At 45.9% G+C, this 12,329-nt stretch carries 10 protein-coding genes; 3 read left to right on the forward strand and 7 right to left on the reverse strand.

Annotated features, from left to right (window positions below):
• Positions 1–92 precede the first annotated feature (92 nt).
• The 7 genes from SG35_RS24780 to ampD all read right to left on the reverse strand — a co-directional run bounded on the left by SG35_RS24780 (position 93) and on the right by ampD (position 9,489).
• Positions 93–428, reverse strand: coding sequence for a hypothetical protein (locus tag SG35_RS24780; protein ID WP_044833616.1), 336 nt, complete (start codon positions 426–428; stop codon positions 93–95).
• A gap of 211 nt (positions 429–639) precedes the next feature.
• Entirely contained in the window at positions 640–2,070 is a 1,431-nt protein-coding gene (lpdA, locus tag SG35_RS24785) for a dihydrolipoyl dehydrogenase (protein WP_044833615.1), read from the reverse strand.
• A gap of 230 nt (positions 2,071–2,300) precedes the next feature.
• The gene (gene aceF / locus SG35_RS24790) at positions 2,301–3,968 is read right to left on the reverse strand and encodes a dihydrolipoyllysine-residue acetyltransferase (protein ID WP_044833614.1); all 1,668 of its coding nucleotides are present in this window, start codon (positions 3,966–3,968) and stop codon (positions 2,301–2,303) included.
• Between the two features lie 26 nt (positions 3,969–3,994).
• Positions 3,995–6,670 (reverse strand): pyruvate dehydrogenase (acetyl-transferring), homodimeric type, encoded by a 2,676-nt coding sequence (gene aceE, locus SG35_RS24795; RefSeq protein ID WP_044833613.1) that lies wholly within the window; start codon positions 6,668–6,670, stop codon positions 3,995–3,997.
• Positions 6,671–6,796: 126 nt separating this feature from the next.
• Positions 6,797–7,573, reverse strand: coding sequence for a pyruvate dehydrogenase complex transcriptional repressor PdhR (gene pdhR / locus SG35_RS24800; protein ID WP_044833612.1), 777 nt, complete (start codon positions 7,571–7,573; stop codon positions 6,797–6,799).
• 295 nt (positions 7,574–7,868) lie between these two features.
• Entirely contained in the window at positions 7,869–8,855 is a 987-nt protein-coding gene (gene ampE / locus SG35_RS24805; protein ID WP_044833611.1) for a beta-lactamase regulator AmpE, read from the reverse strand.
• Positions 8,856–8,901: 46 nt separating this feature from the next.
• Entirely contained in the window at positions 8,902–9,489 is a 588-nt protein-coding gene (gene ampD / locus SG35_RS24810) for a 1,6-anhydro-N-acetylmuramyl-L-alanine amidase AmpD (RefSeq protein ID WP_044833610.1), read from the reverse strand.
• A gap of 38 nt (positions 9,490–9,527) precedes the next feature.
• Here ampD and SG35_RS24815 point away from each other — a divergent pair, with 38 nt between their 5' ends.
• The 3 genes from SG35_RS24815 (at position 9,528) to SG35_RS24825 (ending at position 12,158) form a co-directional block, all read left to right on the forward strand.
• Positions 9,528–10,046, forward strand: coding sequence for a retropepsin-like aspartic protease family protein (locus SG35_RS24815; RefSeq protein ID WP_044833609.1), 519 nt, complete (start codon positions 9,528–9,530; stop codon positions 10,044–10,046).
• A gap of 3 nt (positions 10,047–10,049) precedes the next feature.
• Complete coding sequence (gene nadC, locus SG35_RS24820) at positions 10,050–10,940, forward strand: carboxylating nicotinate-nucleotide diphosphorylase (RefSeq protein WP_044833608.1); 891 nt, start codon at positions 10,050–10,052, stop codon at positions 10,938–10,940.
• Positions 10,941–11,729: 789 nt separating this feature from the next.
• Positions 11,730–12,158, forward strand: coding sequence for a pilin (locus SG35_RS24825; protein ID WP_044835944.1), 429 nt, complete (start codon positions 11,730–11,732; stop codon positions 12,156–12,158).
• The last annotated feature ends 171 nt before the right edge of the window (positions 12,159–12,329 follow it).

The raw sequence follows: 12,329 nt of genomic DNA on the forward strand, positions 1-12,329 counted from the left end.
GTTATAAATAAGAATTATAGTAGATATAAAACCAATAAATACAAATGATAATGATTATCATCAAATTTAAAAGCTATAAGGTAAATCTCAGGTTAAGATTTACACTCGACATTCGCCGCAAGCGAATCCATGATCAGATTGGGAAACGAACGACGGTCATTGAAGCCTTCCACTCCTTTAAGTACTTCTATTTTAAAACCATAACTTTGGCAGATGTTCAACGACTTACGCATTAAAAAAGTTGCCAACTGGCTAAAGCGGGTTTTAGAGGTGGAAACGACCTTAATATAATAACGATTGTCACCCAGATCTTTTTGCTGAAATTGCACATTATGATCAAAGTCCCATTGCGGATGCTCATTGTTTATAGCTGTATTGCTACAGGCCAACAGCAAAAAAACCATACAAACTATTGCCACTAGACGCATACCTTGTCCTTTAAATAAATACTACTTTAGCCATACTAACATTTCTTCCTGAAAGCACCCCAGCTATTTCATCCATGAAACCGCAGGATACTTACTTCCATATTCAATCCCTGCTTCTCTTCATCCATGAAGCCGCAGGATAAATACTTCCATGTACAAAAAAGCCAGCAAGTTGCTGGCTTTTGTTTTAAGTTAAAATAACCGGGTTATTTTACTTTTTCTTTTTTACGGCCTTGGCATTTGGCAAGTCAGTAATTGAACCTTCAAAGATTTCAGCCGCTAAACCGATTGATTCATTTAAGGTTGGATGCGCGTGAATGGTTAAACCAACATCTTCCGCATCGGCGCCCATCTCTACCGCAAGACAAATCTCTCCTAACATTTCACCGGCATTGATACCGACAATTGCACCACCTAAAACACGACCGGTTTCTTTTTCAAAAATCAGCTTAGTTTTACCTTCGGTACGTGCAGAAGCGATAGCACGACCAGAAGCAGCCCATGGGAAGTTAGCGGTTTCGATATTCAAACCTTGCTCTTTCGCTTCACGCTCGGTAACACCTACCCAAGCCATTTCCGGATCGGTATAAGCGATTGACGGAATACAACGCGGATCGAAAACGTGTTTCTTACCGGCAATCACTTCGGCAGCAACATGGGCTTCATGTACCGCTTTGTGCGCCAGCATAGGTTGACCAACAACATCACCAATGGCGAAGATATGGTTAACGTTAGTACGCAACTCGTTAGTTACATTGATGAAACCACGCTCATCAACATTAACACCGGCTTTATCGGCGGCAACTAAGTGGCCATTTGGCTTACGACCAACGGCAACTAAGATCTTGTCGTAACGTACCTGGCCTTCAGGTGCGTTTTTGCCTTCGAAGGTAACATACAAACCATCATCTTTAGCATCAACGGCAACTACCTTAGTAGACAACATGATGTTGAAGTTTTTCTTGTTGTACTTGGTATAAATCTTAACAATATCGTTATCGGCTGCAGGCACTAACTGGTCGGCAAACTCAACCACAGATACGTTAGAGCCTAAAGCGTTATATACGGTACCCATTTCCAGACCGATAATACCGCCGCCTAATACCAGCATTTCACCCGGAACGTCTTTTAATTCCAATGCGCCGGTAGAGTCGATTACACGCTCGTCATCTTTTGGAATGAAAGGTAAATCTACTACCGAAGAACCGGCAGCGATAATGGCATTATCAAAAGTGATGTTGGTAGTGCCGTCAGCACCTTCAACAGCTAAAGTGTTGCTACCGGTGAATTTACCGTAACCTGCAACCACTTTTACTTTACGCTGCTTGGACATACCAGACAGACCGCCAGTCAACTGGGCAATAACACTGTCTTTCCAGCTACGGATTTTATCTAAATCAATTTGTGGCGCACCAAAGGTTACCCCGTGATCTGCCATTGCTTTTGCATCATCAATAACTTTCGCAACATGTAATAATGCTTTAGACGGAATACAACCAACGTTTAAACATACACCGCCTAATGTTTTACGGCTTTCTACCAATACTACATCTAAACCTAAATCTGCGGCACGAAATGCTGCAGAATAACCACCGGGACCCGCACCTAACACTACTACCTGAGTTTTGATATCGTTACTCATGCTAACCTCAAAATTAATTTACTTTTTATAGTGAACTTCACTTTGGCAGGCAGTTCACAAAATTCATCCAGTTACTGACCCAATGCAGACCAGTTCAATGTCTTGTTTTCTGGGTGGCAAGTTTACTGAATGTCGACAATAATCGCTATCTTTTAATCGATTTATGTGGGCGAAAATGAAAACTAACGCGCTAGCTTTCATTTTGCCAAACATTTTCATCAATTACCTGATTACAATACCAGTTTTCTGATATCTGACATCACACCGGATAAATGCACACTAAAGCGCGCCGCCAGTGCACCGTCAATCACCCGGTGATCATAAGATAAAGACAGCGGCAACATTAACCGCGGCACAAACTCGCTGCCATTCCACTTAGGTTTCATATCCGACTTGGATACCCCTAAAATAGCAACATCAGGTGCGTTCACGATAGGAGTAAAGGCAGTACCGCCAATGCCGCCTAAACTAGAGATGGTAAAACAGCTACCTTGCATATCGGCGGCTTTAAGCTTGCCTTCGCGGGCCTTTTTACTGATTTCCAGCAATTCTTTCGATAACTGATGAATACCTTTTTGGTCAACATCACGTACCACAGGCACAACCAGGCCGTTTGGCGTATCAACAGCGACACCGATATGACAGTATTTCTTCATGATCAGGTGCTCACCGTCTTCACTCAAACTTGAGTTAAATACCGGGTAAGCTCTTAAGGCATCGGCAGCCGCTTTTAAGATAAACACTAAAGGCGTGATCTTAAAGCCAAGTTTCTGCTTCTCGCAAACGACATTTTGCTCTTTACGGAAAGCTTCGACATCTGTGATATCCGCTTCATCAAACTGAGTGACATGAGGAATGGTTACCCAGTTGCGGTGCAGGTTAGGCCCCGAGATTTTCTGGATACGGGTTAACGGCACGCTTTCAATTTCACCAAATTTAGCAAAATCGACTTTCGGCTGGGCAATGACCTGTAATCCACCGGCGCCGCCACTCACTGAGCTGCTGGCGGTGGCTTTCGGACGGGAAAGCTCGTATTTCACATAAGACTGAACATCTTCTTTTAAAATACGCCCCTTACGGCCGGTGCCTTTTACTAAGGCCAAATCAACACCAAATTCGCGGGCTAAGCGGCGAATAGACGGTGAAGTATAAATAGAGCCCTTATTGACGATTTCACCCGCCTGAGGATGATGCGGCACAGGAGCGGCTTTCTTTTCCGCCGGCGCCGCAACAGGTGCAGGGGCTGTAGGAGCCGGTGCTGGCGCAGCAGCAACCGGTTCTTCAATCGGGGCAGGCGCACCGCCAGAAGTTTCCAGCTTGATCACCAGGGAGCCTTGCTTAACTTTATCGCCAGCGGCAACAAAGATCTCTTTTACCGTACCGGCATGCGGCGTAGGCACATCCATGGTCGCCTTGTCGGTTTCTAAAGTGATCAGGCCGTCTTCTTCGGCAATAACGTCACCGACCGAAACCAGAATTTCAATCACATCGACTTCACCGTCTTCCCCGATATCCGGTACATGAACATCGATAACTTCGCTAACAGCTGCGGCTGGCGCGGCAGCTGCAGGTGCTTCAGCGACTGGCGCCGGAGCCTCTGCCGGTGCAGGCGCACTGACAGCTTCTGCTTCCGCAGCAGGCTCAGCTGCCGGGCTTGCGCCGGCAGCTTTGATTTCACCCAGGACATCGCCCTGTTTGATTTTATCGCCAACCTGCACCGTTAACGCCGAGATCTCACCTGCCATAGGGGCTGGAATATCCATGGACGCCTTGTCGGTTTCTACGGTGACAATTGCGTCTTCCGCTTCGATTGCATCACCTACGGCAACACAGATTTCGATCACTTCGACTTCATCGCCCCCGACATCAGGGACTAGGATTTGTTGAATATCAGACATATTTTTATTCCTTATCTAGCCACTGATTAAGCGTAAAGCGGGTTAAGTTTATCGGTATCGATATTGAAACGCTTGATAGCATCGGCTACCACAGAGCGCTCAACTTCACCGCGGTTTGCCAGCTCAAATAACGCAGCAACCACGATATAGTTCTGGTCAACTTCAAAGTGCTGACGTAAGTTGGCACGGCTGTCACTGCGGCCGAAACCGTCGGTACCTAATACCCGGTATTCGGTATTGATGTAGGCGCGTACCTGATCCGAGTAGTTTTTAACATAGTCAGTCGCAGCAATGGCCGGGCCTTTATCTGCGGTGATCACGTTAGAGATATAAGCACTCTTTTGCTCGCTTTGTGGATGCAACATGTTCCAGCGGGTCACTTCCTGGCCGTCACGGGCCAGTTCATTAAAGGAGGTTACCGAGTAAACATCACTGGAGATGTTGAAATCATTGGCAAGGATCTGCGCAGCTTCACGTACCTGCTGCAAAATAGTACCTGAGCCCATCAACTGAACATTGGCTTTGGCAGCTTTCGCTTCAACACGCTCTAACTGGTAGATACCCTTGATGATTTGCTCTGCTATATCACCGTCTTCCGGCAGGGCCGGGTGTTGGTAGTTTTCATTCATCAGCGTCAGGTAGAAGAAGATGTTTTCATTTTCTTCATACATGCGGCGTAAACCTTCACGCACAATCACGGCAACTTCATATCCGTAGGTCGGATCGTAAGTCACACAGTTAGGGATCAGACCCGCCTGAACATGAGAATGACCGTCCTGATGCTGCAGACCTTCACCGTTTAAGGTAGTTCGACCGGCAGTAGCACCTAATAAGAAACCACGTGCCTGGCTGTCACCGGCGGCCCAGGCTAAATCGCCGACGCGCTGGAAACCAAACATGGAGTAATAGATATAAAACGGAATAGTGGTCGCATTACAGGTAGAATAGGACGTACCTGAAGCCACCCAGGATGCCATGGCACCCAATTCGTTAATACCTTCCTGCAATACCTGCCCTTGCTTATCTTCACGATAATAAGCTACCTGATCGGCATCTTGCGGCACGTATTTTTGCCCTTCGTTGGCATAAATACCTACCTGACGGAATAAACCTTCCATACCGAAGGTACGGGCTTCGTCAGGAATAATAGGAACAATACGCTTACCAATTTTCTTATCTTTTAACAGGCTGTTTAATACCCGGACAAAAGTCATGGTAGAAGATACTTCACGCTCGCCCGAGCCTTTTAAGATGGCATCAAAGGCTTTGAGCGGCGGCACTTCCAGATGTTCTTCTGCCTGCTCACGACGTGCAGGCAGGTCACCGCCAAGAGCTTCACGGCGCTCTTTCATGTATTTGTATTCAGCGCTGTCTTCCGGGAAGCGGTAGAACGGCAAGTCTTCAATTTGATCGTCAGATACCGGCATATTGAAGCGGTCGCGGTAATATTTGATCGACTCAACATCCATTTTCTTCACGTTATGGGCGATATTCAAACCTTCACCGGCGGCTCCCAAACCAAAACCTTTTACGGTTTTTGCCAGGATAACGGTAGGACGACCTTTAGTCTCCATCGCTTTTTTATAGGCAGCGTAAACTTTCACCGGATCATGACCACCACGGTTTAAGCGGTAAATGTCTTCATCAGACATGTTCGCCACCATAGCGGCGGTTTCCGGGTACTTGTTGAAGAAGTTTTCGCGGGTGTATTTGCCGCCTTTGGCTTTACAGTTCTGGTATTCGCCGTCTACGGTTTCATTCATCAGCTGCAGTAACTTGCCTGAAGTATCACGGGCAAGCAGCGCATCCCAGTAGCTACCCCAGATCACTTTAACCACTTCCCAGCCGGCGCCGCGGAAGGTGCCTTCAAGCTCCTGGATAATTTTACCGTTACCGCGCACAGGACCGTCAAGGCGCTGCAGGTTACAGTTGATCACGAAGGTCAGGTTGTCCAGGCCTTCACGCGAAGCCAGACCGATAGCACCTAAGGATTCAGGCTCATCGGTTTCACCGTCACCCAGGAAGCAGTAGACACGCTGACCAGAGCAGTCTTTGATACCACGATCGGTTAGATACTTAAGGAAACGGGCAGTATAAATCGCCTGCAGTGGCCCTAAGCCCATAGAAACCGTAGGGAACTGCCAGAAGTCCGGCATCAGGTGCGGATGCGGGTAAGAAGATAACCCTTTACCGTCACACTCCTGACGGAAGTTATCCATTTGCTCTTCAGTCAAACGTCCTTCAAGGAAGGCGCGGCTGTAGATACCCGGGGAAATATGCCCCTGGGAGAAAATAAAGTCGCCGCCGTCTTTTTCAGACGCCGCTTTAAAGAAGTGGTTAAAACCGACATCGTATAACATAGCAGAAGAAGCGAAACTGCCGATATGGCCGCCCAGTTCTAAATTCTTTTTCGATGCTCTTAATACCAGTACCAGGGCATTCCAGCGGATTGCCGCACGGATACGGGCTTCAATCGTTTGATCACCCGGCATATGCGGCTCTTGTCCGGGAGGTATGGTATTAACATACGCAGTAGTGGCATCAAAAGGTAAATGGGTGCCGCTTCTGCGGGCGCTGTCGATTAATCTTTCTAATAAATAATGAGCGCGTTCCGGACCTTCATTTTCCAGCACAGACTCCATTGACTCCAACCACTCCTGGGTTTCCAACGAATCAATATCAATATTTGGGAGTTCAGACATAGTAATTACTTAGTCTCCGATTGTTATGTTAATAATTAAAATTGTATTGATTAAAACGAGTTAACTTTCCCTTTAACTCTAACCAACGAATATTTTTTCTGAATTAAATCTCCGGATAAATCGGGACTAAAGTTCAGTTCTTTGCATTCTGCGCATAGATCTTTCCATGCGGCTGTTTTCCTGTGATAACTTCAATAATACTTCTTCAATAAAAGCCAGGTGACGGTGACTGGCACCCCAGGCTCTTTGCGGCTGGCCACTAATAATGGCATCAAGCAAGCGTTTTCGGTAATCGGTAATTCTGGCAAATATATCCGGGCGTTTTGCCAGGGTCGTTAAGTTTTGTTCGATGTTATCGATCAATAATGACGACATGCTGCGCGCCAGGTGCAAAATAATGGCGTTATGCGAGGCGGCACAAATCGCCAGGTAAAACTCAAATACCGCTTTGGCTTCCAGATGATAATCATCTTCTAACTGGGCATTACCTATATTGTCATGCTTACTTTGAATTTCGGTAAAGTCAGCTTCGGTGCCGCGCATCGCCGCATAATAAGCCGACATCCCCTCGATGCCGTGGCGAAACTCCAATAAATCAAACTGAGATTCATTGTTTTTCGACATCAGCTCAAACAAGGGATCGGATAAACCCGATAAAATATTATTGCTGACAAAGGTACCGCCGCCCTGTTTGCGGACCACTAAGTTTTTTGTCTCCAGCTTCTGGATCGCTTCACGCAACGACGGGCGAGAAACATCAAACTGTTTCGCCAATTCCCGCTCCGGGGGTAATTTTTCTCCCGGCAACAAGCTGCCTTCCAAAATCATGGTTTCCAGCTGCGACTGGATCACATCCGATAACTTTGCCTGTTTCAGCGGTTGTTTAAGCCTGGTTGTTGTCATTTACACTCTTCTCAACAAGGTGAAGCATGAATCATTTCCCTTAATGCCGGTTATTATAAGGCATTTGCCAAGGCAACTCAAACAATGGTAAATTGGTCTTACCATTTTTAAAAAAGACAAAAAAATAGCGCTAGTGCTGCAGCGATAAAAAAGCGAATTTTAGAAATTTAGACTAAAAAGCCTATTTTGCCAACAATTATATTAGAGCAATAACTTTAAACAAATGTTCAAAAAGCTGATTGGTCAGACCAATCAACTGAAAAGAAAAGTGGGAAATTGCCAGGCGGGGGAATCGTTAGCTGATCACGCCCGACAAGGTTAATAGCGAAATAATTGCCAATAACAGCAAAAGATTACGTTTTGCCAGCCTGACCAGCAAACAGGGCTCTGCGGTGCAATCTTCGCTGTCGACCATTAAATCTTCAGATTTTTGTGCAACATCCGCCAGGATGGCACTGGGCTGTTTGCTAAAATCAAATAAGCTTTCCAACCACACTGGCAGGGCTTTGGAAAAGTGTCCCACCAGCATGTAACCAAAAGAGGTTAAACGTACCGGTATCCAGTCAAGCCAGAATAAAAACTGCTGGCAGGGACTAACGGCATTATTGATAACGCCTTGCTCCAGCTCAATACCGGCTTTATCCTGCTCGGCTTCAGCTCCTTCTACTGCCCTTTCTTCGACTCTTTTTTCGAGATTGGCTTCCAGATTTTCCGGCTGAGCCGCTTGCTGCTCTTCACTCATGTCATCGTCGGCTTCAACCTTGCCCTGATCATCGCCGGGGTTTTCAGCCAGGGTCGCCACCAAGCGGTAAAACACCACCCCGGGCGCGCCCAGGAAAATGAAAAAAAGCATAATTGCGATATAATAACGGTAGTTAAGCCAGACCAGGGTCTGGCCAAAGCCCATTTCGGGTAAATTCTTGTCGCTGCGTAATTGTGCATGCATCAATTCGCAGCTGCTCTGCTCTCCCCGGTATGCCGCCATTAAATACCTTTTGTAGCTGCTCCTGGTCTTGATACAGCCAAAACAGATGATCAAAATGACGGTAGAAAAAATCAAATGCAATAAGCTGTCATCGATCAGCCAAAGCAGGCCATATACCGCAGCAACAGGCAGGAAAATCAGCCCCAAAGTTCCCAGAGCGCTGAGCAGACCGGATTCCAGCATTCGGGTGCGGCGGATAAACTGGGTATAACGCTGGTAATAAGAGTTGAACTGCCAGAGTGACGACGATAAATAGCGTTCGGCGGCTAATGCGATTAATAAACTAATTAAACTCATCTGAATTCCTGTCTGTTATTATTGTAAAGCTGAAGTAGCCTTTAATTCATTGTGAACTTTCTTTTATTGATTGCAAGCAGTTACGAAAATATTCCCAATCAAAAGCGGGGCCGGGATCGGTTTTTCGCCCGGGGGCAATATCACTATGCCCCACCAGGTTATTATGACTAATTAACGGATAGGTTTCTTGCAGTTTTGCCACTAAGCAGACCAGCTGCTGGTACTGCTCCCGGGTATAGGGCACCTCATCTGTCCCCTCAAGCTCGATACCAATCGAGAAATCATTACACTTCTCCCTCTCCCCAAACGAAGAAACCCCCGCGTGCCAGGCCTTATCATTAAAGGAAACATATTGCACTATACTGCCGTCCCGGCGGATCAGGCAATGGGCGGAGACCCGCAGCTGGTATATATCCTGAAAATAAGGGTCGGCATCGGCATCAAGCCGCCCTAAGAATAAATCGGTTATATAAGGACCACCGAACTGGCCCGGCGGCAAAGAGATATTATGCACCACCAATAAGCTGATATCGGCAACATCTTCTCTCGGGGTAAAATGCGGGGATTTTTGCTGTTCGGCAAAAACCAGCCAGCCATTGTTAATTTCGAATAGGTTATTGGCGTCAGACGTCATACAATAACAACAAGTTAGTGAAAAGTGGTAAGGCTATTATGACTGAAGTTGATGCGACAAACAAAATAGGCAAATACTTTGTCTGGCTCGCCTGGTTGATTGCCCTGGCAATTTTAGTATTTGTTTTCCAGGATATCCTGGATGAGCAAACCAACCCCAACACCAATCCAGAATATGCGTTAAGCGCCCAGGGAAAAGCGGAAGTTTATCTGAAACAAAACCGTTATGGCCATTACCTGACCCGGGGGGAGATTAACGAGCACCCGGTAACTTTTCTACTCGACACCGGCGCTACCGAAGTCTCGATCCCGGCCACTGTCGCCGAGCAGTTAAATTTACCGACTTTTGGCAGTTACCCGGTACAAACCGCCAACGGCAGCGTAAAAGTTTACCAAACCAAGATAGAACTGCTTAGTATCGGCAATATTTTTCTTTATAATGTAAGGGCGCATATCAATCCGGCGATGCAAGGGGATGAGATTTTATTAGGCATGAGCGCCTTAAAAAAAGTAGAATTCCTGCAAACCGGAAAACAATTAATTTTACGAGAACAATAACACATGCTTTCACCTGAGCTGCAACAAGACATCAAAAACACGGTTTCCTGGGCATTAAGCGAAGATCTTGGCCAGGATATCAGCCAAACAGGCGCTGAAAATAAATGGCATAACGGCCTGGATATCACCGCAGCCCTGATCCCGCAAGAGAATAAAGCGGTCGCAACCATCATCACCCGGGAAGACTGTATCCTGTGTGGGGTTGAGTGGCTCAATGAAGTTTTTAGCCAGCTGGATCAGCACACGGGCGAGACGACAAATATCACCTGGTTTGCCAACGACGGCCAGTTGGTCAAAGCCAACAGTGTTTTATGTGAACTCTCCGGCAGCGCCAGAACCCTGCTCACAGGTGAGCGCACCGCCTTAAATTTCCTGCAAACCTTATCCGGCACAGCAACGGTCACCAGCACTTATGTGCGGGAATTAGCCGAATCAAACACTAAATTGCTTGATACCCGTAAAACTCTACCCGGCCTGCGCAGCGCACAAAAATATGCCGTAACCTGCGGTGGTGGGGTAAATCACAGGATAGGCTTGTTTGATGCGTTCCTAATTAAAGAAAACCATATCGCCGCCTGCGGTGGTATTGAAAATGCGGTGACAACAGCAAAGCGCAACCACCCGGATAAAAAAGTGGAAGTTGAAGTAGAAAGCCTGGATGAGTTAACACAGGCGTTAACGGCAGAAGCTGACATTATTATGCTAGACAATTTCACCACAGAAATGATTGAGCAGGCAGTTGCCTTAAACAATGGCCGGAGCAAGCTGGAAGTTTCGGGCAATATGACCTTGGCCACCCTCAGGGAATATGCAAAAGCTGGCGTCGATTATATTTCTTCCGGCGCCTTAACCAAACATGTGCATGCCATAGATTTATCGATGCGTTTTTCATAATAAGTCAATCAAAGCAATGGCGATGGTCACTCCTGTTCTTCCATGAACACGTGACCTACCATTCATCCTGAATATAACTCCTGTTCTTCCCTTTCCTTATAAATAAGGCGTGACCTACCATTCATCCTGAATATAACTCCTGTTCTTCCCTTTCCTTATAAATAAGGCGTGACCTACCATTCATCCTGAAGATAACTCCTGTTCTTCCCTTTCCTTATAAATAAGGCGTGACCTACCATTCATCCTGAATATAACTCCTGTTCTTCCCTTTCCTTATAAATAAGGTGTGACCTACCATTCATCCTGAAGATAACTCCTGTTCTTTCCTTTCCTTATAAATAAGGCGTGACCTACCACTCATCCTGAAGATAACTCCTGTTCTTCCCTTTCCTTATAAATAAGGCGTGACCTACCATTCATCCTGAAGATAACTCCTGTTCTTCCCTTTCCTTATAAATAAGGCGTAATCTACCATTCACCTGAATAGAATAACCCTTCTTTCCTCCTGCTAAGAAAAACTCGCCCAGTCCTATCCCAAAAAAGTCCCCAGCTCAGCACTGGCTAACTAATCTATATCTTTTTCTCAAAGAAAAATGCGATTTTATGCCAGACCTCTCCTTGTAAAAAATATCTCTAAGTTCTTAATAAGCCAATAAAAAAAAGTTAACCCCTAGTTAAATCACTCATTTTTCTAGCTATATTAAAAAAAAGCCGCAACATAATTTTACATATTGAAATTTATAGCGCAGTATTAAATCAGCCCCCGTAATAAAATTAGGACTGCCTATTATGAGAAAAATTATGACTCGGAAGAAATCAAAAGGATTTACCTTAATTGAATTAATGATCGTTGTCGCCATAATCGGCATTCTGGCTGCTGTTGCTCTACCGGCTTATCAGAGCTATACAGAAAAAGCCAGATTCTCAGAAGTGGTGTTAGCAGCATCTTCAGTTAGGAGCGCCATCGACGTCTGTTTCCAGACCCGTGGCAACGGCAATTTAGCCAACTGCGATACTTACGCAAAAATTGGCGCGGTCAAGGCAGATGCCGAAGCGGGTGGTGAAGTTGCCTCTGTTGTGATCACAGCAACAACGGCTGTGGTAACCGCAACCGGCTCAGACAGCGGCTCATCAACATATATCCTGACCCCAACCATCAGCTCAAACTCTCTGACCTGGGCGCAAACAGGAACCTGTATTGCCAGCGGTGTCTGTTAACTGAGTTAACAACCGCTCACTCAATAAAAGCTCCGCAGGGAGCTTTTATTGTTTTCCCGCTCTGCATTTCAAGTTATCGATCGAGCCTTAGCATATTTAACGCATTTTTGTTTATTCCAATAAAAATACGTTACACTCAAGTTAAAGAAAATTATTCGAATTGAACCAAAG

The organism is Thalassomonas actiniarum (genome assembly GCF_000948975.2).
GTDB classification, from domain to species: Bacteria; Pseudomonadota; Gammaproteobacteria; order Enterobacterales; family Alteromonadaceae; genus Thalassomonas; species Thalassomonas actiniarum.

What these genes read in the sequence shown, in the direction of transcription:
- ampE (WP_044833611.1), bottom strand. Translation starts at nt 8,855, where the DNA reads ATGAGTTTAATTAGTTTATTAATCGCATTAGCCGCCGAACGCTATTTA.
- ampD (WP_044833610.1), bottom strand. Translation starts at nt 9,489, where the DNA reads ATGACGTCTGACGCCAATAACCTATTCGAAATTAACAATGGCTGGCTG.
- SG35_RS24780 (WP_044833616.1), bottom strand. Translation starts at nt 428, where the DNA reads ATGCGTCTAGTGGCAATAGTTTGTATGGTTTTTTTGCTGTTGGCCTGT.
- aceE (WP_044833613.1), bottom strand. Translation starts at nt 6,670, where the DNA reads ATGTCTGAACTCCCAAATATTGATATTGATTCGTTGGAAACCCAGGAG.
- SG35_RS24825 (WP_044835944.1), top strand. Translation starts at nt 11,730, where the DNA reads ATGAGAAAAATTATGACTCGGAAGAAATCAAAAGGATTTACCTTAATT.
- pdhR (WP_044833612.1), bottom strand. Translation starts at nt 7,573, where the DNA reads ATGACAACAACCAGGCTTAAACAACCGCTGAAACAGGCAAAGTTATCG.
- SG35_RS24815 (WP_044833609.1), top strand. Translation starts at nt 9,528, where the DNA reads ATGACTGAAGTTGATGCGACAAACAAAATAGGCAAATACTTTGTCTGG.
- nadC (WP_044833608.1), top strand. Translation starts at nt 10,050, where the DNA reads ATGCTTTCACCTGAGCTGCAACAAGACATCAAAAACACGGTTTCCTGG.
- aceF (WP_044833614.1), bottom strand. Translation starts at nt 3,968, where the DNA reads ATGTCTGATATTCAACAAATCCTAGTCCCTGATGTCGGGGGCGATGAA.
- lpdA (WP_044833615.1), bottom strand. Translation starts at nt 2,070, where the DNA reads ATGAGTAACGATATCAAAACTCAGGTAGTAGTGTTAGGTGCGGGTCCC.